General features: G+C 46.3%; 23 protein-coding genes and 1 tRNA gene. 11 read left to right on the top strand and 13 right to left on the bottom strand.

The genetic code is table 11. The features are described from left to right. Positions 1-3,057, bottom strand: a complete 3,057-nt coding sequence (locus K4A83_RS01025; RefSeq protein WP_265262512.1) for a hypothetical protein — start codon at positions 3,055-3,057, stop codon at positions 1-3. Positions 3,058-3,443: 386 nt separating this feature from the next. Next, on the bottom strand, positions 3,444-4,970 hold the full coding sequence (gene bchB / locus K4A83_RS01020; RefSeq protein ID WP_265262511.1) for a ferredoxin:protochlorophyllide reductase (ATP-dependent) subunit B: 1,527 nt from the start codon (positions 4,968-4,970) through the stop codon (positions 3,444-3,446). A gap of 755 nt (positions 4,971-5,725) precedes the next feature. On the opposite strand from bchB, the gene egtD reads away from it, so the two are divergent. Beyond that, entirely contained in the window at positions 5,726-6,751 is a 1,026-nt protein-coding gene (egtD, locus tag K4A83_RS01015) for an L-histidine N(alpha)-methyltransferase (RefSeq protein WP_265262510.1), read from the top strand. Positions 6,752-6,848: 97 nt separating this feature from the next. Here egtD and K4A83_RS01010 read toward each other — a convergent pair whose 3' ends face one another. Next, positions 6,849-7,334, bottom strand: a complete 486-nt coding sequence (locus K4A83_RS01010) for a molybdenum cofactor biosynthesis protein MoaE (protein ID WP_265262509.1) — start codon at positions 7,332-7,334, stop codon at positions 6,849-6,851. A gap of 45 nt (positions 7,335-7,379) precedes the next feature. Beyond that, positions 7,380-10,109 (bottom strand): zinc-dependent metalloprotease, encoded by a 2,730-nt coding sequence (locus K4A83_RS01005; protein ID WP_265262508.1) that lies wholly within the window; start codon positions 10,107-10,109, stop codon positions 7,380-7,382. 204 nt (positions 10,110-10,313) lie between these two features. Here K4A83_RS01005 and K4A83_RS01000 point away from each other — a divergent pair, with 204 nt between their 5' ends. Continuing rightward, the gene (locus tag K4A83_RS01000; RefSeq protein WP_265262507.1) at positions 10,314-11,387 is read left to right on the top strand and encodes an aspartyl protease family protein; all 1,074 of its coding nucleotides are present in this window, start codon (positions 10,314-10,316) and stop codon (positions 11,385-11,387) included. Positions 11,388-11,634: 247 nt separating this feature from the next. On the opposite strand, the gene crtH is transcribed toward K4A83_RS01000, so the two are convergent. The 4 genes from crtH to moaC all read right to left on the bottom strand — a co-directional run bounded on the left by crtH (position 11,635) and on the right by moaC (position 15,371). Then, positions 11,635-13,170, bottom strand: a complete 1,536-nt coding sequence (gene crtH / locus K4A83_RS00995; protein WP_265262506.1) for a carotenoid isomerase — start codon at positions 13,168-13,170, stop codon at positions 11,635-11,637. A 207-nt stretch (positions 13,171-13,377) separates the two neighbouring features. Beyond that, on the bottom strand, positions 13,378-14,184 hold the full coding sequence (locus tag K4A83_RS00990; RefSeq protein ID WP_265262505.1) for a COP23 domain-containing protein: 807 nt from the start codon (positions 14,182-14,184) through the stop codon (positions 13,378-13,380). Between the two features lie 438 nt (positions 14,185-14,622). After that, entirely contained in the window at positions 14,623-14,847 is a 225-nt protein-coding gene (locus tag K4A83_RS00985; protein ID WP_265262504.1) for a hypothetical protein, read from the bottom strand. A 29-nt stretch (positions 14,848-14,876) separates the two neighbouring features. Next, a complete protein-coding gene (gene moaC / locus K4A83_RS00980; protein ID WP_265262503.1) occupies positions 14,877-15,371 on the bottom strand; it encodes a cyclic pyranopterin monophosphate synthase MoaC in 495 nt (164 codons plus the stop codon). A 55-nt stretch (positions 15,372-15,426) separates the two neighbouring features. Here moaC and K4A83_RS00975 point away from each other — a divergent pair. The 3 genes from K4A83_RS00975 to K4A83_RS00965 all read left to right on the top strand — a co-directional run bounded on the left by K4A83_RS00975 (position 15,427) and on the right by K4A83_RS00965 (position 16,598). Beyond that, positions 15,427-15,500 (top strand) — tRNA-Arg (locus K4A83_RS00975). A gap of 166 nt (positions 15,501-15,666) precedes the next feature. Beyond that, on the top strand, positions 15,667-15,891 hold the full coding sequence (gene yidD / locus K4A83_RS00970; protein ID WP_265262502.1) for a membrane protein insertion efficiency factor YidD: 225 nt from the start codon (positions 15,667-15,669) through the stop codon (positions 15,889-15,891). A gap of 2 nt (positions 15,892-15,893) precedes the next feature. Next, positions 15,894-16,598 carry a M15 family metallopeptidase gene (locus tag K4A83_RS00965; RefSeq protein ID WP_407809770.1) on the top strand — a complete coding sequence of 235 codons (705 nt, stop codon included), beginning with the start codon at positions 15,894-15,896 and terminating at the stop codon, positions 16,596-16,598. Here the strand turns inward: K4A83_RS00965 and dcm are convergent. Beyond that, positions 16,561-17,586, bottom strand: coding sequence for a DNA cytosine methyltransferase (gene dcm / locus K4A83_RS00960; RefSeq protein ID WP_265262500.1), 1,026 nt, complete (start codon positions 17,584-17,586; stop codon positions 16,561-16,563). The two genes, K4A83_RS00965 and dcm, sit on opposite strands and share 38 nt — an antisense overlap. A 243-nt stretch (positions 17,587-17,829) precedes the next feature. On the opposite strand from dcm, the gene zds reads away from it, so the two are divergent. The 5 genes from zds to K4A83_RS00935 all read left to right on the top strand — a co-directional run bounded on the left by zds (position 17,830) and on the right by K4A83_RS00935 (position 22,134). Further along, positions 17,830-19,272, top strand: a complete 1,443-nt coding sequence (zds, locus tag K4A83_RS00955) for a 9,9'-di-cis-zeta-carotene desaturase (RefSeq protein WP_265262499.1) — start codon at positions 17,830-17,832, stop codon at positions 19,270-19,272. A 335-nt stretch (positions 19,273-19,607) separates the two neighbouring features. Then, positions 19,608-19,934, top strand: coding sequence for a Mo-dependent nitrogenase C-terminal domain-containing protein (locus K4A83_RS00950; RefSeq protein ID WP_265262498.1), 327 nt, complete (start codon positions 19,608-19,610; stop codon positions 19,932-19,934). Further along, positions 19,935-20,159, top strand: coding sequence for a hypothetical protein (locus tag K4A83_RS00945; RefSeq protein ID WP_265262497.1), 225 nt, complete (start codon positions 19,935-19,937; stop codon positions 20,157-20,159). It begins immediately after the preceding gene. An 84-nt stretch (positions 20,160-20,243) separates the two neighbouring features. Continuing rightward, positions 20,244-20,906, top strand: coding sequence for a response regulator (locus tag K4A83_RS00940; RefSeq protein ID WP_265262496.1), 663 nt, complete (start codon positions 20,244-20,246; stop codon positions 20,904-20,906). 190 nt (positions 20,907-21,096) lie between these two features. Further along, positions 21,097-22,134: a DMT family transporter gene (locus K4A83_RS00935; RefSeq protein ID WP_265262495.1), complete on the top strand. Its 1,038-nt coding sequence runs from the start codon at positions 21,097-21,099 to the stop codon at positions 22,132-22,134. A 121-nt stretch (positions 22,135-22,255) separates the two neighbouring features. On the opposite strand, the gene K4A83_RS00930 is transcribed toward K4A83_RS00935, so the two are convergent. Further along, positions 22,256-22,567 (bottom strand): DUF6679 family protein, encoded by a 312-nt coding sequence (locus tag K4A83_RS00930; RefSeq protein WP_265262494.1) that lies wholly within the window; start codon positions 22,565-22,567, stop codon positions 22,256-22,258. 124 nt (positions 22,568-22,691) lie between these two features. Between K4A83_RS00930 and K4A83_RS00925 the strand changes: the two genes are divergently transcribed. Then, a complete protein-coding gene (locus K4A83_RS00925) occupies positions 22,692-22,901 on the top strand; it encodes a hypothetical protein (RefSeq protein WP_265262493.1) in 210 nt (69 codons plus the stop codon). Between the two features lie 36 nt (positions 22,902-22,937). Here K4A83_RS00925 and K4A83_RS00920 read toward each other — a convergent pair whose 3' ends face one another. The 3 genes from K4A83_RS00920 to K4A83_RS00910 form a co-directional block, all read right to left on the bottom strand. Next, positions 22,938-23,837 (bottom strand): alpha/beta fold hydrolase, encoded by a 900-nt coding sequence (locus K4A83_RS00920; protein ID WP_265262492.1) that lies wholly within the window; start codon positions 23,835-23,837, stop codon positions 22,938-22,940. Between the two features lie 96 nt (positions 23,838-23,933). After that, positions 23,934-24,653, bottom strand: coding sequence for a hypothetical protein (locus K4A83_RS00915; RefSeq protein WP_017304703.1), 720 nt, complete (start codon positions 24,651-24,653; stop codon positions 23,934-23,936). A gap of 415 nt (positions 24,654-25,068) precedes the next feature. Next, on the bottom strand, positions 25,069-25,842 hold the full coding sequence (locus K4A83_RS00910) for a hypothetical protein (protein WP_265262491.1): 774 nt from the start codon (positions 25,840-25,842) through the stop codon (positions 25,069-25,071). Between the last annotated feature and the right edge of the window lie 236 nt (positions 25,843-26,078).

Raw genomic sequence — 26,078 nt, 5'->3', positions numbered from 1 at the left:
TTACTGTTTGGTGTGTAAAATTTCTTGAACGCGAGTTAAAAAAGCCAAAACATTGAACTCAACCTTTTCGTTAGCATGGGGAATTAACGCTAACTTACTCACCGACTTATCTCCGATTAAATTCTCATAGGGGTCAAGTTTTAACTGGAGCTTTTTACCCCCTTTCTCATATTTGGCAAAGTGAAACAGTGTTAGATACTGTAAGATATCTTGCTTAAGTTGTCCTGCATCAATTAATCCTTGCCGAATTTTTTGATCTCCTAGAATTCCCTCATAAAAATTCAACAAGGTGCTGTAGGAAATCACTCCTCGATAGGTTCGATTGACTTCTCTTACGGCTTGACCATTAAATAGGTTGAAGAAAACAGCAAACATTTTATTGTCATCTTCAGCTAAACGAGTCAGTTCTGCTGTATCTTCAATATAAAGGGATTGGGCTAGTTTTTCCAAGGGGACTACATAGTATTTGTCGAAAAACATGGGGTAGATATTTAAATCCTGATACTGTCCCTTGAGTAACCGCATGATATCCTTAGACATAAAGAATAAGTCCTCATCATCTTGATTTTGGGTTAAATGTAAGGTGCTGGTGTAGGGTGCTTTGGCAATATAAATAATATGTCGATATCCTTGACGATATAACTTTTGAATAACATCAGCCATGACAATAGGTTGTGTGAATAATGTCTCCCGATCATAATTGGCAGAAAAGGTCTGAATGAGACGATACTTGATTGTATTATTAGGTTCCCGCAGGATGCCTACCACTTCCCCCATAAGGGTAGAATATTTCTGCTTAATCTCCGGTTTCCAACTCCGATCATGTTCACGACTAGAGACAATAATAATTGCCAGTTTATCTAGTTGTGTTAGCTGAGGAAGGGTAAAGGTTTTGGGTAGCACAGAATATAGGGAACTCATGGCATTGAGAACCTTATAAGAGTTGGGAGAACGAACATCAATCCCCTGTGCATTAGAACGATGTTGTTCATTTAATAAATGTGCTAAAACTTTAGAGAAGTTATACATAAACTTCTCGCGCAATCCCGCACTATCACCTTTTTCAATATCTAGACGTAAAAGGGGTAAAAATAAGCGTTCTTTTTTGAGCAAAATACTTAAAGTAGTGAAAGTCAGGAGCGAAAAAGTGAAGTTATAGAAAAAGTTCTCTGTCTCACTGGGTTTTGCTTGTTGATGGGGGAAAACTAAGCAATTCCGTTTGTTGAATTGATTTTCATAGTATTGAGCAGATGCTGGATGATTCTTCACATAGAAAATGATAGGTAACGCTTTAACAGGTTCAATGTCATACTGCATCTTGAAAGATTGCTTGTCTTGAGTTAAAAAATAGTGCAAATCACCAATAATCAGGGTGACAGGAATACTCAAAAAGGTATTTTCTTGAGATCGTGCTTCAGTAACATCTATATATTTCAACGCTAACTTAGGATTACCTGTCACCGATTTATCAAATACTGTTTGTTCGTCAATGATTTCTCGGAGGTTGTCTTTCAGTAGACGGTTTTTTAAGGTCAGATAGGCTGGCTTTTCTTGGGGTTTTGCTAGAGTTTTATAGTCAATTACCTTTTTAAGAAAACCAACAAGTTTATTGATTTTTTCTTCGACTTTATAACCAATCAAACCTTTACGAATTTTCACTAACATAGCGAACATATCCGTTTCAGATATTCGGAAAGCGGGTAAAATATTTGACTCGAATTTTTCAATGGGATTATAGTTTAGATCCTTAATTGGGTGATAATCTGGTTCATTAGGATTGTCACAAGCAAAGACAAAGAAATAAAGCAAAGCAACTTTGAGGATTCTTTGCAAACCAAATCGTTTTTTGAGGGTTTCTTGATGAAGTGAACTATCAGGATTGAACAAATCAAGGTAATACTGAAAAGAAGATTCACCTTCAGATGTGTTAACATCTCCATTGAGCTTAAGTTTTAGACCCAGTGTAAATTCAATGGCTCCATCTAGACGAGATTCCCCTAGATTTCCGACAATCAGGGGGATAACAGGCAATTCCTTAAAGGCATCTTCACGAGCAAATATATCTCGGTAATTAATGCTGCCCTTGGAGTGCGTAATTTCATAATCACCGTCAGCGTAATGCTCTAAATTTATAAATTCATCAATATACTGGAGTCGTCGAATTAAAGTTTGTAAATAAATTGCTCCTTCTTCCTCGGTTTCTTCTTTTCTGTTCTGATAATATTGGTCTAACAAAAACTGGAGATAAAAAATCTGAGTTTTGCGTTTTAATTTACCTAATGTCTCTTGATTAATGATTTTCTTCAGTTTAGAAAAATCATTGTTCGGTTCTTGCCGTTTATTATATAAGTCGTCAACAATCTCCTCTAATTCCTCTTGCTCCTGTGCAGAGTAGTTGTTAAAATTTTGGTCTAAATAGTTGAAAATTCCCTCTTTAACTTGCTCGTCAAAGTTTGTCCCATGATTGACGCGAATGGTTAACTTGTGAAAGCGCAAACATTTTTCTCGGGTGGATTGATTATCAAGAGTTAATCGCTGCTTGTACAGTTGGTTAGGGGTGCTGAAAGGATAGTTAAAATTAGCTGTAGCTTTGCTCTGGTCAAAACTTGACAAATTGACAATTAACTGCTTGATAAATTCTGGAAGAGGAAGGGGTGATTTTCTCTGTTTTTGTAAATATTGTTTGACAGCGTTTTGTAGTAGGTTTTGAAGAAGTTGCTGGATTTGCCTAATCTGGCTGGGAAATTGTTCTTGGCATTCTGCGACTAGGTTAAGGGTTGTTATTTTATGATAACCAATACGACTTAATGGATTGGGGATTGGTTTTTGAGAGACAGTTGTAGCAATTTGATCAATATCTAAAATAAAACGTTGATAGGATTTTTTTTCGGATTGATCGGATGTTCCAGTTTTGTTAGATTTGTTTTCAACTGTTTTTTCAATAATGCTAAAATAGGGTCCTGATGAGGTTTGCAGTGTGTCAATAATCTGTGTCAGTAAGTCCTTATAATCTACGGTAGGCAGATCATTGTTATTTTCTCTGAGTTGATTGACCATGACGCTTAAAGTCTAGTGGGATGGATGAATTTTTCTACTTATCCCTAAGATTGCGTTGGGTTGTCAAGTCAAACTTTATTTTTTGTAATATTTGTGTAATATAGCGAACCTATCTGAGTCGTGCAAAAAAGGCTCGCCTGGAATCGACATAGGACAATAGCCCAGAGTTCACGTCTCATTAGGAATAGCTATATTATAGTTAGGGTTGCGTAGTTTTACTGAAAAGCAAGGGCTTATACAGCTTGGAGATGTTGCTTTATATCTTGGGAGAAAAACCCGATTTCTCACCGATTATTAGTAATCGGTCAGGTGAACGGATGACGAATAACGGTCAAGAAATCGGGTTTCTGGTGCAAGGATTTTTGAACCAGATTAGCGGTTAAAAGTTAAGCGCCTACGGCTTCTTTAGCGGCATAGAACACTTCTAGGCTGATCTCACTTAAACCTCGTTCACGGGCGAATTTTTCTGTATTGCGCTTGACTTTACCGCGTACAAAACCGGGGACTTGATTTAAGGTCGCTTGGGCTTCTTTGGTCCAATTCAAATCAGAATCGGCGGACATTCCTTTAGTGATCACTTCTTTAGTATCATGACCCCCAAAGATTTCTAAGAGATGATCTTCCATGCCCAAGGTAAAGGAATTGTAGACTAAATCGGCGACTTGATTTGTGCCTTCGTAGCCGAGGAAAGGACGGTAGCCAATGGGGAAGTTTTGGATGTGAATGGGGGCGGCAATGACTCCGCAGGGGATGTTTAAACGTTTGCCGATATGACGTTCCATTTGGGTGCCGAAGATGGCGGCAGGCTCCAAACGGGCGATCGCATCCCCAATCGCTCCGTTATCATCACTAATCAGTACCTCGTCACAATATTCGCTCACCTGGGCTTTAAACCAGTCAGCATCATACTTGCAATAAGTCCCCGCTAGGACTACATGAATCCCCATCTCCCGCGCTAAAATCTTGGTCATCGCGGCGGCGTGGGTGTTATCCCCAAACACGACGGCCTTTTTCCCGGTGAGGTTTTGGCAGTCGATGGAACGGGAAAACCAAGCGGCCTGGGAGACATGGCGCGTTTGATGGTCAATATACTCTTCATAGTCTACCCCCGCCCCTTGTGCATTGAGTAGCTGTTGAATTTTGCGAATACACCGGGCTGTTTCTACTACTCCCATCGGGGTAATATCTACACAGGGCATCCCGAACTCTTGTTCTAAGTATTGGGCGGTCATTAAGCCTAATTCCCGATAGGGGACGAGGTTAAACCACGCTTGGGGAAGGTTTTTGAGGTTGTGAACGCTGGCACCTTCGGGGATAACTTCGTTGACTTCAATGCCTAAGTCGGACATGAGGCGTTTTAATTCGGTGCAGTCGTGTTGATTGTGGAATCCGAGGGTGGAAATCCCGATAATATTAACGCTGGGTTTGGCGGTTTTCTCGGTGGGTAAGTCCCCTTTTTTGCGGGCTTTTTCGAGGTAAAACTGGACAATTTGTTGTAGGGTGCGATCGCCTGCTTGCAATTCGTTCACCCGATAATGGTTTACATCCGCTAACAGTACATCCCCCCGCGCATCGAGTTGAGCGCGATCTACAAAGTTTTGTAAATCTTCTTGTAAGATGCTGGAGGTACAAGTGGGGGTGAGAACAATTAAATCTGGTGATTCTTCGCGATCTTTCCGGGTGATGTTATCAACGACCTTTTCTTGAGATCCCCGCGCTAAGACATTCCGATCTACCACACTGGCCGTTACTGGAGTAAAATCGCGCTCTCGTTCCAACATCGAACGCATAACATTAAAATAATCATCCCCTAAAGGGGCGTGCATAATGGCATGAACATTTTTAAAAGAACTTGCAATCCGCAGGGTGCCGATATGGGCTGGTCCCGCATACATCCAATAAGCCAATTTCATAGAATCTCTGCCTCCAGTAGGTTGAATGCGACCCGATTTTTTGGCCTGCATTGCTAAAGCATTTTCTCAGATAGGGGAATTTCCTGTTTCATCCTTCAATGGGCAGAACGAAGGGCTACAAGTGCCTATAATCCCTAGTTTGGCGCGCTTTTAGGGGATAATTTTAACAACATGACAGTTGTTTAAGTGCAATAATTCTTAAATTTTTGCCATAATTATTTGCAGAGTTGAGGAACAGGTCTTGGGCAATCTTGACCAGTTAAGCCTTTTCTCCTCTGGTCAAGGTTAGGGAATAGGGGAGCAGGGGGGCAGGGGAGCAGGGGAGCAGGGGAGGTCAGGAGTCGGGTGTAATGTCATTGACTAACTTTGACTAACTTTAGCCAGAAACCGGGTTGCATTCATTGTCTAGTTTTCTCGATACACCCTAGCAAAAACCCGGTTTCTCATGTCAATTATCAATTATCAATTGCCTATTCCCTGTTCCCTAGCTCCACGAGTAGAGTTATTCAGTAAACCCTAAATAGCGTTGTCAAATTTATTAAACGCTATATCTGGGACTTGACAAAAGGCACACAAGCTTAAGTTGTCAGCCTTGGTTCAAGGGGAAACTCAGCCCTCAGAAGTCAAAAGCCATCTTAAGGCCTCGGTCCCCTCTGCCAAGGGAAGTATCATTAGCTATAAGTCCTTGCTCAAGAATCCCAAGTAAGGTACTTTGCAAATAGGTTCTTACTCACACAGATTCGCTCTTTAGCCTAATGATTTCATCTGCTCAAACTAGCCCGTCGCTTGTTGGTGATATTGAGATTCAATATCTGCATCACAATCAACCCATTTATAACCCTAACTTTGACCCAGAAATTATTGAAGGGTTTAAAAAAATTCCTAAAACCTTGCCTGCTCGTTACTTTTATGATGCCAAAGGTTCTCAACTGTTTGAGCAAATTTGTCAACTCCCGGAATATTATCCCACCCGCACTGAGGCGAGTATTCTACAAAAGTGTGCCAATGAAATTGCTGCTATGACTGGACTTTGTGAAATTGTCGAGTTGGGCAGTGGCAGTTCTACAAAAACCCGTTTGTTGTTAAATGCCTATCAAACGTTGGGGGATTCTGTGCATTATGTTCCCATTGATGTGAGTGCAGAGATTCTAGTGGAAAGTGCCAAACAATTGGTTACAGATTACCCTAATTTAAAAGTTACTGGGTTAGTTGGCACTTATGATGAGGCATTAGAACAATTGATCGAAAATACTCCTCCGGGGCGCTTGGTCATCTTTTTAGGGAGTAGTATTGGTAACTTTACTTCCCAAGATTGCGATCGCTTTTTACAAGAAGTCGCCCAAGGATTACAACCGGGAGACTATTTTTTACTGGGAGTGGATTTACAAAAGTCCCCTGATGTGCTGGAAGCGGCTTACAATGACAGTCAAGGAGTCACGGCCGCTTTTAATCTAAATATGCTCGAACATTTGAACTGGCGCTTTGATGGTAACTTTAACTTGAGTTTGTTTAAACATCGGGCAATTTATAACAGCAAAGACCATCAAATTGAGATGTACTTAGACGCGCAAGCGGACCATAAAGTAAGTTTAAACAGCCTCAATTTAACCCTAGATTTTAAAGCTGGAGAAACTATCCACACGGAAATTTCTCGTAAGTTTAACTGGCAAACGTTACCCGACTATTTAAGTCAACAGGGTTTAAAATCTATTGGGGGATGGGTTGATGAAAAAGAGTGGTTTGGCTTAATGCTTTGTCAAGTCCAAAAGGTTCAATTTTAGTGGCATCCCTAGCTAGGGCTTACTGAATAACTCGGGGAGCGGGGGAGCGGGGGAGAGGGGGAGTCGATAATAATTCTCACTTCTCACTTCTCCCTTCTCACTTCTCACTTCTCAGAGGAGTTTTTGTCTTCCCTGAATCCTCTTCACAGGCCCCAATACTCACCCATTGACTGGAACCGTCTACCCAGTGTTCTTTTTTCCAGATGGGTGCATTGTGCTTTAAGGTATCAATGGCATACTGACAAGCAGCAAAGGCTTCTCCGCGATGGGGACATCCTACGGCGACGAGGACGCTAATTTCCCCAATCTGTAGCCGTCCGATGCGATGGTGAATAATGACCTGATTGGTTGCAGGCCACTCTCGACGGATATTCTGGGCGATGTTTTGGAAAATTGCGATCGCCATAGGTTCATAGGCCTGATACTCTAGAAACCTCACCCCCTTACCGTCCGTATTGTTGCGCACAGTGCCACTCATCAGGACAATGGCCCCATTGCCGGGGTTATCTGCTAGGCGGTAGACTTCCTCTAGTTCTAGGGGAGCCAAGGTAATTTTAAATTGATCCGCGTTCGCTAAGGACATCTCCAGTTAGTCGTTCGGTTCGTAGTAGCGCTTCAGCGCACAAGATTATAAGTCAACACTCACTTGCTCAAAAGTAGCACTTAATAGTCCCGTAATGCGATCGCTCGTTTCCGCAAGATGGGCGCGAGTATAGGCATCCAACTGCCCCCCAAAACGCCCTAGAACGTGGTTAATTGCCCCTTGAAGCTGCCTCAACTCATACCAAGCGAGTGTTCTAGCATCCTCCGGCACGGACGAGCGTCCTAGCACCATAGCCCCCAAAATCTGGAGATGTTCCCGTTGTAAAGAACGACGCAGACTAGAAATATTAATCCCAGATCGTTCCGCCTGCAAGACTTCCGACCAGATACCCCCTTGAAGGGTATCGTACAACTCCGGCAAACTTAAGGCCTCTTGGGGGGTTTTCAACTCCTGATCTCGTAGACGACTCAATCGTTGGGGGGAAAGCAGCGATCGCAAAATTCGCCCTTGCAGTGCCAAAACATTGTCATGAATGGGATAGTCCAGATTTAACAACGGAACCGGTCGTCCCACACCCGGCCAACGAGAAGGAGCCAATTGATTCAATAACTGCGAAGAAAAACTAAACCCTTCCGTCGAAAAAACATATTTTTGCAACAAATTCAGAGCCTCCCGTTGTTGCTGTAACGACACCTGTTGAAAGGGTAAACGACTATTAGGGCGGCCTGGGCGATCGCGATTAAACGAACGTCCGCCGATAAAATTCGAGATAAAAGACACTTGGCGGGAATAGTAACTAAAAATCTGATTAAACTTCGCCCGCATATCACTATAGCGATCGCCCGCCACCGGATAGCGCCGTTCCAACTGTTGCCACATCCGACGGGAATTCTCCAATTGCCACTCAGTAAACGTCAACACATCCCCACTCAAATCAAACGCATTCACATTCGGATCCTGAAACCCGAATAAATCCTCATCCGTCGCATAGGCTAACTCCGGACGGCTAGACTGACTCGCAATCTCATCTAAAAACCGCCGTTCAGCCGCCGAAACTAACGCCCCACTGTGCTTATAGCCATACTCAATCGCCCAACAATCATAGGGCCCCACCACCACCGGGAAAAAATCCCCTTGAGGAGTACCAGCCGGAGCCAAATTCACCCCCACATAGTCCATCATCGAACTCACTAAGCCCTTATCATGAGTCACATCCAGATTATTCAACTCCTCCGGTTTTAACAACGTACTGCCGTGGAAATTGTGTCGCAAACCCAAAGCGTGGCCAATTTCGTGCGCCACCAAAAAACGCAAAAACTGATTAATATACTGCTCACGGGCCGCCTGTCGGGGAATCACATCCCCCAACAACGTCATCCCCACCATACCCATATTGGCCTGTTCCAACGCCCCAAAACCATAACAGAGGTCATAATCCGTCATCAGGTGTTCCAACGCCGAAACCTTCTCCTGTTCCCTTTCTTCAGACCATCCCTCCGTACTTTGTCCCCAATACTGTTGAAACCCTAACCCTTGGCGACACCAATCCTCCGTAAACAGAGAATCCTCTAACCCATGATGCAACCCCGAGAGGTTCTGATATTGATCTTGCAGATAGCGCACCACATTGCCATTAATCACAATATCCGCCGCCAGAATTTCCCCCGTGAGCGGATTCATCTGAGACGGGCCAATCCCCAAAATCCCAGAACTCGACGTACTCGACCAGCGCACCGTATTGTAGCGCACATCCGCCGGATCCCAAGTCGCATCATCGGGCATTTGTTTCACCACAATAGCATCCTGAAACCCCGCCTTTGCAAACGCCTTATTCCAAGCTAAAACCCCCTCCCGTACCGCTTCCCGATACTCCACCGGAATCGTATTTTCCAACCAGAACACAATCGGCTTCACCGGAGGAGAAGACACCGCGAGGGGATCTTGCGGTTCCAGTCGCCAGCGCTTAATATACCGCACCACCGGATCCCGGCTGCGGGTATCTCCCAAATCTTGATAAGTATTAATAAAATAACCCACCCGATCATCCGCGAGGCGGGGAACATAGCGATTATCTTGGGGCAGTTGAGAGATACTATAGTGAACCCCTAAATTAAACGAACGAGCATCGGGAATCGAAGGAATAGGCAGCGTTCCTCGACTACCCGACGAAAAGCCATAAACTACATTTAATTCGATATTTTCCGGGAAAGCCTTAATTTGGTTGAGATAGGACTTGTCCGCGTCAATAGTATAGTGGGGACTCAAATAATTTCCCAACCCCGACACATCATCCTGAGACATTAACAAGCGGGTAAAATCCACTAACAAACTATTGCGCGTGGGATGAGTGGCCGCAATGGGTAAAACTTGTAACACCGAATCACTAAAAGACTGTTGCAAAGAACGTTCCACAGCCGGATCTTGACTTACCCGAAAATTTAGATTCGGTAAAACAAACTGAATCTGATTATTGACCCGACGCAAGCGAAAGAGAAAACTACGAATGGGAAACCCAGCGACTAATCGATCTTCCCCAATACCACTGGCTAGGGAGGTGATTAAGAGATAATCTCGATTCAGTTGTTCTGGTTGGATTTCCAGATAGAGTTTCCCCGCACCTTCATAAAGTCGAAAAAGTCCCTCTTTTTCCCGCTTCCCTTGCACCAAGTCCTCAAAGGATTGGCTCTGAGTGCGGGAGATTTGCCAAGGGGGGGTTAATTGAGCTTGTAGGGTTAGGGGAAACAGGAACAGCACCATCAATAACCCGACAAGAAACCAGAGCGTTAAAGCGAACCAGAAGCGAATTCTTTTCATGGTACAAATCGGTACAGATCGAGTGCGGCGCACCAGCAACGGACAACTACTCCACTCTTTTCTTAAGTATACCCTCTGATTTTTGCTAATATCGGGACGACAGATCCTCAAATCAGGGGCATTCTCTAGACGGGTAAAAGCTCGTCGGATTCCTGCTTATCGAAAAAGTTTTCTCCGTTCAAGATTCAGAGCAATTCACCCAAAATGATGCACAGATTTTCCTATATCGCTACAGCTTGTTTAACCCTGTTCCTCACCCCCTATCGAGAACAGCCTACCTTCGCAGAAATCGCCCCCCCGGTCATTCTCCATCCGTTACAGTCTACGGCTCCCCTCCCCCTGACGGAAGGTTTACGTGCTATTGTGCAACTGCAAGATTTAGATTTGCCCCACCCCCAAACCACGGGAGAGGAGACAATTCCCTTGAGGGCGCTGACGGGAACCCGGGTTTTTGTCTTGGATTTGCACATTGGCGATTCTCATTCTGAGACGCTAGGCGATCGCACCGCAACCTTTTTATTTGACATCGGAGCCTCTACCTCCATGTTATCCACCCCCACCGTCAAGGATTTAGGACTCCAAGGGAAAGCCTTACCCCAAGAACTCCTCACCTCTGCCGTAGCTGGAGACGAGTGTGAAACCATGAACGCCAATTTGCACACCTTCCCCCCCTTAACGCGGGATTCCCTGAGAATTGAAGGCCTCCAAGGTCTAGAATTTACCGATGTCATCATTCCGGGGAGACTCGACGGAGTGTTAGGAATGGATGTCCTAGGTCATTATGATTTAGAAGTAGACCCCCGCCAACGAATGTTAACCCTGCTCCCTCCCGGTAGTAACCCTGAACTAAATTTAGAGGCAGAGGTGCCATTAGTAGAACGCTTGGGGGTGTTATTAGTGCAGGTGGAGATTAATGGCGAAGGCCCCTTTACCTTTTTAATTGATAATGGGGCTGATCGGATGTTTATTTCCCAAGGATTAGCAGAATTATTAAACTTAGGAGAGGAAGACCGTTCTCCCATTCAAATTCAGGGATTTTGTGGCTTAGAACCCGCTCAAGCAACGGTCTTACGTCAGGTGAAGTTAGAGCAGCACGAGCAACAGGATTTAGATGCCATTATTCTGGCCTCTCCCGTATTGAAACTCTTAGAAGTTGATGGCATTCTAGGGCAGAACTTCTTGAACGAGTATCAACAATATTGGCGTTTTGACCGAGAGGAGAGGGCAGGGAAGTTACAGGGAGGGCGTTTACTGCTCATTCCCTATCCCTCTCGTTAAGTAGGGCTTGCTGAATAACTCTACTCGTGGGGCTAGGGAATAGGGAATTGATAATTGATAATTGATATTAGAAACCGGGTTTTTGCTAGGGTGTATCGAGAAAACTAGACAATGAACGCAACCCGGTTTCTGGCTAAAGTTAGTCAATGACATTACACCCGACTCCTGACCCCCCACTCCCCTGCTCCCCTGCTCCCCGACTCCCGACTCCCGAAGTCAGCAAGCCCTAAGTAGGGTCTGCGGGAGCCTAATAGCCCAAATCCACGGCCACCCGATGGGCGCAGGCAAACCCCGAAAAAGCCACCGCATTTAAACCTTGTCCGGGGAACGTACTATCCCCCACACAATATAAGCCCGGAATAGCGGTTCGATTGAAGGGCATCCCTAACAATCCCGCCAACTTGCGGCGCGGAATGGGGCCATAGGTACCATCATCCCGCCCTAAAAAGCGGCGATGGGTGCGTGCTGTTCCTACTTCTTGATAATCAATGGCTTGGGTTAAATGGGGGAAAATCTGCTCTAAACGGTCAATAATACGGTCGGCGGCGGCTTCTTTTTTCTCTTCATATTCCTTGGTCGATAAGTTTTGCCAATCCTTAATCCAACTGGGTGTAAAACTGTGAATAATGTGATGGCCAGCCGGGGCTAAACTGGGGTCAAGGAGGGTGGGAATCGAGACAAAAATAGTTCCCTCGGCTTCTTCCATCTTCTCCCACTCTTCTAACAGGATATGATGGCATTCGGTTCCTTCGGCTAACACGGAGGCATCGACTCCTAAATGTAAACTGAGGAAACTGGGGGACTTTTGATAACGCTCTTTCCAACGTTTTTCGGAGGGAGGCATGAGTTCTGAGGGGAGGAGTTTCTCGAAGGTATCCCAACGGGTGGCATTAGAAACAATCCGTGTGGCATAGTAATGTTCTCCGGTTGCCAGTTGCACCCCTACGGCCCGACCATTTTCTAGAATAATCTGACTCACTCGGGCTTTATATTGAATTTGTCCCCCGGCTTTTTCTAAACCTTCCACCAGTTTCTGGGCAATTTGTCCGACTCCCCCTTTGGGGTAATTAATTCCCCCATAATGTCGGTCAGAAAAGACCATTCCAGCGTTAATCATGGGAGTTTTGGCGGCCGGCACTACAGACCAGCAGTAACATTCCATGTCAATGAATTTGAGTAATTCGGGGTCTTTAATGTAGCGTCGGGCAATATCGCCTACATTTTGGGGCAGATATTTCACTAAACCTAAACAGGCGAGGGGGTGTTGAAAAAAGACGCGGAATAAATAGCCCAATTCTTCGAGGGAGAGTAATTCCATAACATTGAGGCAGTTAAACACCTGCCAACACTCGTCATAGAAGCGACGGATGCCTTGACGTTCTTGGGGAAAGCGATCGCCTAATTCCCCTAAAAACTGCTCATAATCCCGATGCACCTTGAGTTCCAGACCTTGGGGCAAGTGATAATGAATCTGGCAACTATCGGGAATCGTCTCAATTTTCATCCCCACTGCATCCAAAGCGCGAGTGAGTAAATTGGTCGTGCCTTCGGTTCCAAACCCAAAAATCATCGAGGCACCCACATCAAAACAATAGCCCTCTCGCTCGAAATACCCCGCACTCCCCCCCGGAATCAAATACCGTTCTAAAACCAAAACCTTTGCCCCCTTCGCCGCCAGTTGGGTGGCCGTCACCAGTCCACCAATGCCTGAACCAATGACAATTACATCATAATCGGGGCGAGTCGATGCAGGATGGGAAGGAGTCGGGGCTATTTTCGTCATTGGTCTTCAACAATCAAGTTGCACAACTAGGAGAGCAACCCTTATTTTAGGCGGTTTTGTTGACTCTATCCTCTGTCTTACGAGCAAAAAGTTCTCAGAGGCACCATAGACCATCAACCACTCGATTAGCCCATTTTGCACTATGCCCTAACAACGAGAAACCCGGCGCTCGGAATAACTAGCGCCGGGTTTCCTCTTCCTACAACCTTAACGGAAATTATCCGGGTTTAAAGTCCGACCAGACCCCGGATTCCCGGGATTACGGACGGGGCGAGGAGTATTCCGAATCGGGCTACTTTGCCGTAAGTGGGTTCCGGTGCCTCCATCAGACGGAGCGAGGAAGGGGCGTAAATTAATCCCACCGGGCGAAGAAAGAGGCGCTCCCCCACCTGTGGCTCCACTGCCGCCCAAAATGCCCCCTAAGCTAGAGGGATCAATCCCTAACATATTGCCCAGTTCGCCGATAATACCCCCCATATTACCGCCGTTAATAAAAGTGTTTACCCCTTGAGTCGCCTGGCCACTATCTGCCAGTGTTAGATTTTGGAACACCTGGTCCCTTGTAGCGATGGGATCTTGTCCGGGAGGCACCGTTAAGACAATACGACAACTGGGATCTGTTTGAGTGGTTACGCAAATAACATTATAGTTATTTTCTACCCCGGTTCGTAGTTCTAACAAACCATCGGGACGATATTGTTCTAAACGTTGGCTGATTGTATTACAGCGTTTATCGGCCGTCCAGCCCCCCCCTAAGTCTTGGGGAGATGCCCAAGGATAAGCATATTCTGGTTGTTCTTTGGGGGTATACATAACGGTATAAGACCCGTTGTTAGATTGGCAGGTAAAACGGGGGTCATCTTCCGTTTGTATAATGACATCTTCGGCTTCCGGGGTGGCTTGACTTAGCAGGAGTGGGGTGTGTTCTGTAGCTTGGGCGCTTCCACCACTCAGCAGCAGCGCAAGACCAACCAGAGGCAAAGAGAGAGTTGAGTAGCTGGTTCGATATTCCATGATATCTGATGGTATTGAGGACTATATTTAGGTGTACAAGAAGGATGAGAGTTGAAATCCTGTTAATTGCAATGGGTGCAATAGGTGATGGTAGAGCAGACCTTATTTCTGTCTTCTAGACGTAGGTCAATCAGGATTGTTCCCAATAGTTGACCTCCCCACTCTTTGAATGCAACAAGGGAATAGGGAATTATTATTCCCTAGAGCAGAATTATCCGTAACTGACCCCACTCGATTTGTAGCCCTATCTTGCGTGCAGGGGAAAGTCTCCCAATCCGTGAAAAGAACAAGCTCATGCACCTGACCAAAATCCGGTATTTCCCCGAATTTTCCCCGAAGACTTTCTCAGATTACCTCATCCTTATTCAACGTTCACAACGCTAAAATGAATAAAAACAGCCTTGTCTTGTCTCTAGCGGCTATCGTCTTACTGGGTTCTCAACTTCCCTCCTCAGCCGCTCTATCCCATCTCTCCAGTAGGGTAGGGGAATCCTCGGAAAATACGGGGTTAATGGCACAAACCACCCGCACGAGAACCAGAACCGTCACGAATACAGGGGGAGGTAGCACCACCCGCACCCGAACTACCACTACCACCACCAGCGGGGGAAGCAGCACCACCCGCACCACCACTACCACCGGGGGACGTGGGAGCAGTACCACCACTTGTCAGTATACAGGCAACCGAACAATCACTTGTCGCTAGTTTGGGATTGGCCTCCGGTTTTCTCGATCACCTGAATCCCTTCAATGGTCATGGTTTTATCTAAAGCCTTTGCCATGTCGTACAGCGTCAGTGCGGCGAGGGAAACGGCGGTTAGGGCTTCCATTTCTACTCCCGTTTCGGCCTTAGTGCCGACGGTGGCGCGGATTTGATAACCGGGGAGATGGCGATCGCACTCAATCTCAACTTGAATCTTGTGCAAGGGCAGGGGATGACACAACGGGATTAGCTGGGCTGTCTGTTTCGCGGCCATAATCCCCGCCAGTTTCGCCGTGGTGATCACATCCCCTTTCGGCGCATTGCCTTGTTCAATCGCTTCTAGGGTACTTAGAGCCATGCGGATTTGTCCTTGAGCAATGGCTCGCCGTTGGGTGATGGGTTTCCCCGAAACGTCCACCATTTGGGCTTCCCCGCGATTGTTTAAATGAGTTAACCCTTTTTTTTCTAAAAACTCTTGCGCCATTCTAGATTCCTGTGTTATATTTATTAATCGTTGCATACAGCAGCGCTAAAGAAAAGGGCTTGTAGCTCAGTGGACTAGAGCACGTGGCTACGGACCACGGTGTCGGGGGTTCGAATCCCTCCTAGCCCGTAGAACAAGAACAAGGAGATAGAATAGCACTATCTCCTGTTTTTTATGGGCATATTTGATCCTAATCCCGTGTTAAGAAAACTGCAAGAAGCAGGACTTCTGCAACAATAACCCACCGTCAACAACCCCACTCCACTTGTAGGATGGGGTTTCTCGGAAGAAGATCATGAAAATGTTATTAATTGGGCTAATCCGAGCCTACCGCGCCTTAATTTCCCCTCTCTTTCCCCCCATGTGTCGTTTCCAGCCGACTTGTTCTCAATATGGGATGGAGGCGATCGCCCGTTTCGGAGCGATCAAGGGCGGATGGTTGACCCTGTGCCGTATTGCGCGCTGTCATCCCTTCCACCCCGGAGGCTATGATCCCGTACCCCCCAAACCCGAAGAGTGAACTTGAAACCCTATCAACAGATTCCCATTGTGGAATGTCACGAACCTTTAGCCCCCATTCCCCGCGAGGTGTTTGTTATCCCCCCCACCCACCCCTACGCGGCCTTGGGGGCAGATTATCAAGGGCGATCGCCTTATTTTCTGCGCCAAGGGGTGATTCAAGCCCTCCAGCAAGCCCAGCAAGCCCTACAAGAAGAACATCCCCACTGGAAAATCCTAATTTTTGATGCCTTTCGACCCATTAGCGTCCAGCAATTCATGGTGGACTATAGTTTTCAGACTCTCCTGCAACAACGAGGATTGAACGAAGCCAACCTATCCGAAGCCGAAAAACAAGACCTTTGGCAAGTGGTTTATGAACTCTGGGCGCTGCCGAGTTCCGATCCCGCCACACCGCCCCCCCACAGCACCGGGGCCGCCTTAGATATTACGTTAGTAGACGCACAGGGGAACGTGGTAGATATGGGTTCCGAGATTGATGAGTTATCAGCGCGATCGCACCCCGACTATTACGCCACCGCCCAAACGCCCCCCGAACAAACCTATCACCAACATCGCCAACTCCTCCATCGAATCATGACTCAGGCTGGATTTCGTCGTCATCCTCGGGAATGGTGGCACTTTTCCCTCGGGGATCAACTGTGGGCATGGTTAGGGCAACAGGAGAATTCTAGTGATGATGCGATCGCCCGTTATGGTCGAATATAGGATAGCAACCTTGACAAGTTAAGCTTGTGTGCATTTTGTCAAGTCCCATAAATGTGGCAACTTTGGGTTGACTCTTCAGACTTTTAACCATTTCACTGGCAATGGACTGAATAACCGGAATAGTCACACTATTTCCGACTTGCTTTCTAAGTTGGGAATAGGGAACAACAACCTTAAAACTATCAGGAAAGCCCTGTAATCTCAGCAATTCCCGCGCTGTAGGTCTTCTCACCCCATTGACCACCAAATAATTATAAGAAGCCCCCGCACGTAAAGCACAAGAGTATTCTAACGCCGAAATATTACCGCTTTTGTTTTCATGCCAAATGGAAGGAATCGGGTAATTGGGTTTAACCTTTGCCAGTCGTTTTTGTTTAATCTCTTCCGACAAAAAATATTGAGGATCAACTTGGCTCTCTGGTTCTAAAATATCCTGAAGTTGGGGACGAATACCTAGAGGTTTGGGAAAAGAAAATCGCAAATTTTCTTTAAACCCCACAATAAAAGTCCGTTCTCGCTTTTGGGGAACACCAAAATCTAGAGAATTTAAAACCCTATGATGGATAAAATAGCCCAAATTTTTTAAATGATCGAGAATCGTTTTAAACGTTCTACCCTGATCATGAGACTTTAAATTTTTGACGTTTTCTAACAAAAAGGCAGCAGGTTGCTTGACCTTTAAGATTTCTTCAATGTTAAAAAACAACGTCCCTCGCGTATCAAAAAAACCCTTCTGATCCCCACAAATACTAAAAGCTTGACAAGGGAAACCCGCCAACAAAATATCATGATTCGGGATATCTTCCGGTCTGATTTGGGTGATATCCCCTTGAGGAATTTCGCCGAAGTTCGCTTGATAAGTTTGTTGAGCAAAAGCATCCCATTCCGAGGAAAAAACACATTGGGCGCTATGATACTCAAACCCTAGACGCATCCCGCCAATTCCTGCGAAAAGGTCAATAAAAGTCAAGGGAACGAGTGAGGTCATAGCAGATTAGAATAGGAAACCAGTAAGTTGTCATTTATTCAGCGATTGAACCCATATAGCGTTTCCATTTGAGTTTTATAATCCACAAAGGGAACAGGGAATAGGTAGTAGGCAAGCTTGACAAGTTAAGCCTTTTCTCCTCTTGTCAAGGTCAGGTAATAGGTAATAGAGAACAGTATTAGCACAAAGGCGATCAATCTAGAGTACATTAGTTAATGTAACGAAACGTAAAAGGAAAGAGGAATGCGGGTTGCAATTGTTGGTGCAGGACTAGCAGGCATGGCGACGGCAGTGGATCTCGTGGATGCAGGCTGTGAGGTCGAAATTTTTGAGTCTCGCCCCTTTGTGGGGGGGAAAGTAGGCAGTTGGGTAGATGCCGATGGCAACCATATCGAGATGGGATTGCACGTCTTTTTCGGTTGCTACTATAACCTGTTTGGGTTAATGGAAAAAGTGGGCGCCCTTGATAACTTACGACTTAAAGAACATACCCACACCTTCATCAACACCGGAGGACGGATTGGAGAATTAGACTTTCGCTTCATCACCGGGGCCCCTTTTAATGGCCTGAAAGCCTTTTTCACCACCTCACAACTCAATACCCTTGATAAACTCTCCAACTCCCTCGCCCTCGGCACTAGCCCCATTGTGCGCGGTTTAATTGACTTTGAGGGAGCCATGAGACAAATTCGGGATCTCGACTCCATTAGTTTCGCCGATTGGTTTCGCCAACATGGGGGCAACAATAGCAGCTTAAAGCGGATGTGGAACCCCATCGCCTATGCTTTGGGTTTCATCGATACAGAAAACATTTCCGCCCGTTGTATGTTGACCATTTTCCAGTTTTTCGCCGCCAAAACCGAGGCCTCGGTGTTGCGAATGTTGGAAGGATCTCCGGCCGAATATCTCCATAAGCCCATTGTGGACTATTTGGAAGCACGGGGGACGAAAATCTACACCCGTCGCCGCGTGCGTGAGGTGTTGTATGAAAATGAGCAGGTGACGGGCTTAGTGGTGGCTGATGGGGAGAGTGAAACCACCATCACAGCAGATGCTTATGTGGCCGCTTGTGATGTGCCGGGGATTCAGCGCCTCTTGCCGGAAGGTTGGCGCAAGTGGTCGGAGTTTGACAATATTTATAAACTAGAAGCGGTTCCGGTGGCGACGGTACAGTTGCGCTTTGATGGCTGGGTGACGGAAATGCAGGATGAGGCAAAACGCAAACAGTTAGAAAAAGCGGTAGGCCTTGATAATTTACTCTATACGGCGGATGCAGATTTTTCTTGTTTTGCGGATTTAGCATTAACCAGTCCGGCGGATTATTATAAGCCCGGTGAGGGGTCTTTATTGCAGTTGGTCTTAACGCCCGGTGATCCTTTTATTAAAAAGCCTAATGATGAAATTGCCCAGCAGGTTTTAGCCCAAGTGCGGGAGTTATTCCCTTCGGCACGGGATTTGAATATGACTTGGTATAGTGTGGTGAAGTTGGCTCAATCTCTTTATCGAGAAGCGCCGGGGATGGATCCTTTCCGCCCAAACCAAAAAACCCCGATTTCTAATTTCTTTTTGGCGGGCAGTTATACCCAACAGGATTATATCGACAGTATGGAAGGGGCGACGATTTCCGGGCGACAGGCGGCGAAGGCTATTCTCTCGTCGGTGAAGGCGGAACCTGTGGCTGTTTGAGGGATTATCCCCCCTAGCCCCCCTTGGGAAGGGGGGAATGGCAAGGTAAGCCGGAAGTCTCTTTGAGGGATTATCCCCTCTAGCCCCCCTTGGGAAGAGGGGGGAATGGCAAGGCAAGCCGGAAGTCTCTATTCCCTAGCGTCTGGTTCTATTCAGCAAGCCCTACCCTAGGGCAGTGAGGGCGAAAAATTTTTCGCCCTCTTGCTCCTGTCTACTGTGGGCTAAAGCTTAAGTTGCACTTATTAATCATAGATAAAAATTATATTATTTTCCTGTTTACATCAGCCTGTTTTATTTATAAGCTAAAAACAAGCCACTCAAAGGAAATAAGTTCTATGACTTTCATCCACAACCTCAAAACGACTCAATCCTCCCCATCGGTGAATCAACCTCGTGAGTTATCGGTGGATGTCCTCTCCCCCCTGCGCCACTGGCTCAATCGGTTTGAAATTCGCAATGCGGCGATCGCCCAATCAATCTGTCGCTGGATTCCCGATCAATGTCCCTTTGCCCGGAAGATTGTTTGGCAAGGACGGACGCTGTTGGTGATTCCTCCCTTGTGTAAGCTCAATCCCCTTTACGATGAGTTGATCGCTTTGCGCTTCCGCGCCCTGTGCTATCTTGCTGACCAGCCCGCTACAGGTGTTTGCGTGGAGGGTTAAATGCAGAAACTCCAATATCCTGTTAGTTCTGAAGGCTGGTCGATCCAAATCTACGGCAGCGATCGCCGCCTACTTCTTTCCCTTGATGCTACCCATGCTTGGCTATTGGGGATTGGGATTGTCCTGGGCTTTGCGATCGCCCTAGTAGGTCTACGGGATCAATGTCAGGCATCCCAGACCCCTGTGGAGTCTCCCCACCTTGTCGCCCCCTTGGAATTAGAATGACGGTGCTTGGTACAATAGGGATAGCTCAATCTGTTCTATCACCGGGGAACCCCGATGGGTTTTCTCGGATTTTAATCCTCTCCCATGTCTAAAACTGCTTCTAAACCAAAACTCCGCATCCTGATTGTTGAAGATGATCCCATGATGCAATTGGGTTTAGAGCAAACCCTGAGTACAGTGTCCGATTTCGAGATAGTAGGGCAAGCAGAAGATGGTTATTTAGCTATAGAAGCGGCAGCAACCTTGAAACCGGATGTAGTGGTGATGGATATTGGTTTACCCCGTTTGGATGGGATTTCGGCCACCAAACAAATTAAGGAAAAGTTTCCCAACATGGGGGTGGTCATGTTAACCTCCCATCGACTACAAACGGAGGTGGTGGCGGCGTTATCGAGTGGAGCCGATGGATATTGTATTAAGGGGGCGAATATTGAGCGCTTGGTGACGGCGATTCAGGCAGCCAAGGAGGGGGGATCTTATTTGGATCCACAAGTGGCTCGTTTGGTGATGAATAATCTCCATCCCGTGGTACCTGCGGAAAAACGGGAGGCACTCCATACCTTATCGGAACGGGAGATGGAGGTGTTGAAGTGGATTGTGGAGGGCAAGAGTAATAATGAGATTGCCGAGATTCTTTATTTAAGCCCCAATACAATAAAAACTCATGTTCGAGGGTTGATGAATAAGCTTTCAGTGGATGATCGGGTACAGGCGGCGGTGATTGCGTTACGCTCTGGGTTGGTTTGAGGGGGTTTCGAGGGAATTAACCTTGCTCCGCTCCGAGCAGAAATCCCTAACACACTGCATCTCTTTCAATCTCCCCAACTTTTTCGCCCATCATAATCCCATCTCGCCGGAAAAAATTCTCACCTGTGCTTAATAAAACTCAACATTTGATTACAATGAACTAAAGAGTTGGCAATGTTTCTTAAAGTTCATGCAGTTGAAATCCGTAACTTCTCAATCCCCCTGGCTCCCTTTGGTTCTCATTGCGCCGTTTTTCCTCTGGGGAACGGCAATGGTAGCCATGAAAGGGGTGATTGCTGACACAACGCCCTTGTTTGTAGCCGGAGTGCGTTTAGTTCCGGCCGGGGTGTTGATTTTGGGGGCGAGTTGGTACTGGAAACTCCCGCAACCTAAGGGCTGGAAAGCATGGCTTTGGATTGGGTTATTTGCCCTGTTAGATGGGTTTTTGTTTCAAGGATTTTTAGCCGAAGGATTGGCACGCACAGGGGCTGGACTGGGATCGGTGATGATTGATTCTCAACCCATTGCGATCGCCCTACTCTCCAGTTGGCTTTTCGGGGAAGTGATTGGCCTGTGGGGGGGAATTGGCCTACTCATTGGGGTCTTAGGGATTAGTTTAATCGGTTTACCCGATGGATGGCTCTTGAGTTGGTTTAGCGAAGAAGCGGTTACTTGGTCTTGGAGTTGGCAAAATCTGTTTAACAATGGTCAATGGTTAATGTTATTAGCCGCCCTCTCAATGGCCACAGGCACCGTTAGCATTCGTTTTGTCAGTCGTCATGTTAATCCCGTCGTCGCCACAGGATGGCACATGATTTTAGGCGGAGTTCCCCTGTTTGCGCTGTCGGGATGGTGGGAAACCGAGCAATGGGTAAACATTAGTGCTAGTGGTTGGTTCGCGTTGGGATACTCAGCCATTTTTGGCAGTGCGATCGCCTACGGACTCTTTTTCTACATCGCCTCTCAAGGCAACCTAACCAGTTTTACCTCCCTTACCTTCCTCACCCCCGTTTTTGCCCTCATTTTTAGTAACCTCCTCCTCGGAGAAATCCTCACCCCCCTGCAATGGTTAGGAGTCATGTTAACCTTAGTCAGTATTTATCTAGTCAATCAACGGGAACAACTCGCCCAAAAGTGGAAAAAAAACACCATACCCCCAGTGTTTAAGCAATTAGAACCCGTGCCTGAGCGAATCCCAGAAAATCCCCTCACCCACCCCAAACACTAGATCCCGCTTGCTGAAAAAGTCTGCTCCTAGGGGGAGGCAAAAGGTCAGAATTGAATACTCCCCGCTCTAAAGAGACGGGGCTACCAAGCTCCCGAGTTTTTTTCGTGTCAATTTCCAAGCTCTAACTCGACTCTCCCTCTGGAGACTGAGGGCGAATCTGTTCCGCCTCGGGACAATCCTCCGCCACCAGCAACTCCGTATCCCCCCGAGGCACAGACGCTAACTTACGCTGAATTGCCCCGATACTCTCTAAACGAACCAACTCCTCCCAAGAACTAATTTCATCATCATCCTCAATTTCATAACGCATGGTAATTAAATCCCCTTCCACATCAACAATATGAGCCGCTTCTATCCAGCGTTGTTGATCCCGCAAGAAAATACATACCTCACGACCCTCTTCATAAAGCTGATAGATCTTGCGGTGTAACATTGTTTACTTTCTCCTAGGCAGATCATGAATAGTTGAAACGTGCAGAACCCAGAAAACCGTTGAATTGGCACTCAGCACAAAGAAGGTAGAGAACATCCTTAGCTGGTTAACCCTTAATTCAGTGATGATTCAAGTGATCCAATCTGGACTTGCCTCATCAGAAGCCCATCGGAGGGCAACAGTCGGGGTGGAAGATGAAAACACCGAAAGGCTTATGAAATGGGAAAAATTCATGAGAAATAATAACGAAGCCATCCAAAGGGGCTGGTTAACAATGAGCCTTGAATGTATCAACATGAGAGGATTGACACTTTCACTACATGAGCTTAATTAGATATATTTTAGTCTAACCTGCGTAGAACTGAACCTTTTACCACCCCCTCTTTTCTGTGTTAGAAGGCAGGGAAACCGACGATAAGATTGTATACTTATCCAAAATCCCCCGAATCTGATCATAAACCGCCTCCGTTTGTTCCACCATTGATAAATGACCACAATTAGCAATTTGCATTACATTAGCCCCGGTCATTTCAAACAAAGGATGGAAACTAGCAAGATGATTAACATACTTTAGTTCCATGACCATATCTTCCTCTCCAGCCAAAAAATATACAGGCTGGGATAAACGGGCAACCACTTGGGGCAATAAATGCACCTCGGACTCAGTAGTAGACTCCAAAAGAGAACCTAAAGCCGCTTGATAGGACGCATTGACAAAATCTAATAAACGTTGTCTTCCCCAAATCCGGGGCAGAGTTTGAGCCACCATCGCTCGACAAAAGACCAAATCTAAAAAGGGAATACAACAAAGCCATTTCGGGCGACGTTTGACAATTTGCTGTCCCGCCGCCCGAAATCGTTCAAATTCTTCTTTAAGATAAATCCCACCCCCAGCATTTAGACAAATCACCCCCTCAATAAAGTCGGGATAACTTTGAGCCGCCCAGAGGGCAATACTGCCGCCGAGGGAGTGACCCATTAGCCAAGCCCGTTTTATCTTAAGAGTTTCTAGGAGAGTGCCGAGGTCTTCCCCGTAGGCTTGGAGGCTGTAATTTCGAGGATTGGGTGATTCCCCTTGAGATTCCCCAAAACCTCGTAAATCGTAGAGTAAACATTGATAATCAGGGGAAAGCTTTTCCACCAGAGGCCGCCAATAGTGACGACTTAACAGCCAGCCGTGAATAAAGACTAGCACTGGACGATCCATCTGGGAAACGGGGGGAGTTAACTCATAGGTATGAGGCACTCCTAGTATATTTACGGTTGCCATAATCCCATCGCGCTAAACCATGAATTCCAACTTGAGATCCCTATTATCAATTTACCCGAAATGTGCAAATTGATCCCCCACTATCATTGGAGTAGGTCACTCCCCGAGGAGTCTTTGCCGGACACTTTCGGCGATTTTTTGACCGAGATATTCAGGAATTAAACTTTCATTGGGGCCGAGTAAGTACAGAATTAACCGAGTCCGTCCGCGCCAGACTAATAGATTGGCATTGACCACCAGCAAATCTTCTTGCCAAATGGCGTACATGACCTTATAGAATAAACCGGGCTGGTTATCGGCCTCGATTAACAGGGCAGGTAAATGGAACACGGGATCTACATAAAATTCTGTTTCGACTTGTTCGAGTCCTGCATCTAGATTGAATTCGACCGCTAGCATTTCCTCGACCTCGAAGCGTCCTGCTAAGGCTTCCCGGATGGCGCGACAGACATTTTCTGAGGTTTTCTCCGTTAAGGCTTTATTGCCCCTTGAGACAACCAGTTTGATGAAAACCAACATAGGGGGCTTGATTTGACCATAGAGGCTCAAACTGTGGATAGTCAAACCGTAGGCGGCTAATACGCCAAAAATGTCACTCAGTAAAAAGGACTGATTGCGATAGGCGAAATGTAAGGCGCTTTTGTTGCTTTCGGGTTGGATCTCAATGACTGCTAATTTAGTTTTGTACAGCCGATAGGCTAATCGAAGATTTTGCAGTTGGATCTCACTGCTGACAAATTGCTCATAGAATTGAGGAAACGCCTGATTAAAGCGTTTTAAGAGTCCCAACGTTGATGGTTTTAAACCCGCAGCCATAGGTAGAAGAGGATATCGTACTCAATAAAGGGGTGTTGATGAAGCAACTGCTGCTTTAAGCTTACTCGTAACCAGTCTTTACCATTGACATCTTAGCCGCCAAGCTTACCCAGAGGTTGGTCTTTTTGAGCAGACAAGGGACAAGACTTGGGCTGCAAAACTTGGGCAGGAACCGTTTACAGGGGGGAGACAACCTTTTTGGTGCGGGTGGATCCGTTAGGCTTGATGCTGGAATATCTACATTCTAGTATCTCTTGGGTAGTTCTCTGTACCAAAAAACTGGGTCTAAAGCCCCGTCCTTCTAGGATGGCTTTTTATCTCCCTGGGTCAAATAAGACAATGATTGTACTTGAGTTCAAAGCCCACAGCCCACTCCAGCAATACCCGACCATCGACTGACGAGACCACACTGAGCCTAACTCTGTTTACGTTGCTTTTTCAAGGGTTTGATGGCGGTGCTTTCCTTGGTGCTGAGGTGATTAAAACGGCTGCGGCTGGTGGCTTGTCCCTTAGAGTGGCGACCTCTGGGAATGCGTTTTTTGGGGATAAAACCTAGATCGTGGGCTTCCTGTAATAATAAATTATTCCCCCGTCGCAGGATGTGCAAGTCCCAAAAATGACCGACGGCTCGTTCAGCTAGTAACAGTCCTTGGAGATGAATTTTAAAAAATTTGCGCTTTTCGGTCGGTTTGCGGGGGATTTGTTGAATGCGGACTATAATTTTTTCGTCGTCGTGGGAGTAAAATACGACTTCTCCTCGCACGGAAAAATAACCGTCTTGCATCATGATCCCAGGAACTCCAGCAGAAGGGGTTTCTTGGCTCCATTCTTCTGATTCTAAGAGTTCGGGGTGAAGGAGTTGGGGATTCCATAGTCCTGAGAGTTGAACGTGCAAGGTTTGCTCTTTCTCACGAGTGCGGGGATAAACAACCCAGAGATGACTTTGGTGTAAATCAATGTGTTTTTTAACTAGGCTAATCATTCTGCCGAGGAGAACCGCATCAATTTCTGTTCCTTCTTCGGTTAACAAAACGCCTCGGGTGAGTAAATCATCTACGGGTTGATAAATTCCTCTGACTAAACCAATGGCTCGGTATTGTCTGGGTTCACTGGGGGAGGGAATGGGGTGTTTGTGGGAGGTTTGAGAGATGAGGTCGGTTGAAGTTAAGCGGGAATAAGTGGTGTTCATGGAGATGGATTCCACACTGAATGGCTGGTTAAGGAGCAAATCAATGAACCGAGTTTGGAAAAAGTCCTCGGTAGATTATTGTGGGGGCTTTACCCCTCTTATTGTACTCAATGCAGTGCCTGAGACGGTTGATCCGTATAATTTGGGGAAAAATCTCTTGGAATCTACTTCTGGGGTAAAGGGTGAAAGGAATTCAGGCTAAGGTTTAAGCGGAAGATGAGATGGGTGGGCGAATT

It is taken from the genome of Spirulina subsalsa FACHB-351, assembly GCF_026130165.1.
In the GTDB taxonomy this organism is placed as follows: domain Bacteria; phylum Cyanobacteriota; class Cyanobacteriia; order Cyanobacteriales; family Spirulinaceae; genus Spirulina_A; species Spirulina_A subsalsa_A.
Note: the sequence above shows the minus strand (reverse complement) of the source record. Positions and strands in the feature narration are given on the sequence as shown.

What these genes read in the sequence shown, in the direction of transcription:
- K4A83_RS01025 (WP_265262512.1), bottom strand. Translation starts at nt 3,057, where the DNA reads ATGGTCAATCAACTCAGAGAAAATAACAATGATCTGCCTACCGTAGAT.
- bchB (WP_265262511.1), bottom strand. Translation starts at nt 4,970, where the DNA reads ATGAAATTGGCTTATTGGATGTATGCGGGACCAGCCCATATCGGCACC.
- egtD (WP_265262510.1), top strand. Translation starts at nt 5,726, where the DNA reads ATGATTTCATCTGCTCAAACTAGCCCGTCGCTTGTTGGTGATATTGAG.
- K4A83_RS01010 (WP_265262509.1), bottom strand. Translation starts at nt 7,334, where the DNA reads ATGTCCTTAGCGAACGCGGATCAATTTAAAATTACCTTGGCTCCCCTA.
- K4A83_RS01005 (WP_265262508.1), bottom strand. Translation starts at nt 10,109, where the DNA reads ATGAAAAGAATTCGCTTCTGGTTCGCTTTAACGCTCTGGTTTCTTGTC.
- K4A83_RS01000 (WP_265262507.1), top strand. Translation starts at nt 10,314, where the DNA reads ATGATGCACAGATTTTCCTATATCGCTACAGCTTGTTTAACCCTGTTC.
- crtH (WP_265262506.1), bottom strand. Translation starts at nt 13,170, where the DNA reads ATGACGAAAATAGCCCCGACTCCTTCCCATCCTGCATCGACTCGCCCC.
- K4A83_RS00990 (WP_265262505.1), bottom strand. Translation starts at nt 14,184, where the DNA reads ATGGAATATCGAACCAGCTACTCAACTCTCTCTTTGCCTCTGGTTGGT.
- moaC (WP_265262503.1), bottom strand. Translation starts at nt 15,371, where the DNA reads ATGGCGCAAGAGTTTTTAGAAAAAAAAGGGTTAACTCATTTAAACAAT.
- yidD (WP_265262502.1), top strand. Translation starts at nt 15,667, where the DNA reads ATGAAAATGTTATTAATTGGGCTAATCCGAGCCTACCGCGCCTTAATT.
- dcm (WP_265262500.1), bottom strand. Translation starts at nt 17,586, where the DNA reads ATGACCTCACTCGTTCCCTTGACTTTTATTGACCTTTTCGCAGGAATT.
- zds (WP_265262499.1), top strand. Translation starts at nt 17,830, where the DNA reads ATGCGGGTTGCAATTGTTGGTGCAGGACTAGCAGGCATGGCGACGGCA.
- K4A83_RS00950 (WP_265262498.1), top strand. Translation starts at nt 19,608, where the DNA reads ATGACTTTCATCCACAACCTCAAAACGACTCAATCCTCCCCATCGGTG.
- K4A83_RS00945 (WP_265262497.1), top strand. Translation starts at nt 19,935, where the DNA reads ATGCAGAAACTCCAATATCCTGTTAGTTCTGAAGGCTGGTCGATCCAA.
- K4A83_RS00940 (WP_265262496.1), top strand. Translation starts at nt 20,244, where the DNA reads ATGTCTAAAACTGCTTCTAAACCAAAACTCCGCATCCTGATTGTTGAA.
- K4A83_RS00935 (WP_265262495.1), top strand. Translation starts at nt 21,097, where the DNA reads ATGCAGTTGAAATCCGTAACTTCTCAATCCCCCTGGCTCCCTTTGGTT.
- K4A83_RS00930 (WP_265262494.1), bottom strand. Translation starts at nt 22,567, where the DNA reads ATGTTACACCGCAAGATCTATCAGCTTTATGAAGAGGGTCGTGAGGTA.
- K4A83_RS00925 (WP_265262493.1), top strand. Translation starts at nt 22,692, where the DNA reads ATGATTCAAGTGATCCAATCTGGACTTGCCTCATCAGAAGCCCATCGG.
- K4A83_RS00920 (WP_265262492.1), bottom strand. Translation starts at nt 23,837, where the DNA reads ATGGCAACCGTAAATATACTAGGAGTGCCTCATACCTATGAGTTAACT.
- K4A83_RS00915 (WP_017304703.1), bottom strand. Translation starts at nt 24,653, where the DNA reads ATGGCTGCGGGTTTAAAACCATCAACGTTGGGACTCTTAAAACGCTTT.
- K4A83_RS00910 (WP_265262491.1), bottom strand. Translation starts at nt 25,842, where the DNA reads ATGAACACCACTTATTCCCGCTTAACTTCAACCGACCTCATCTCTCAA.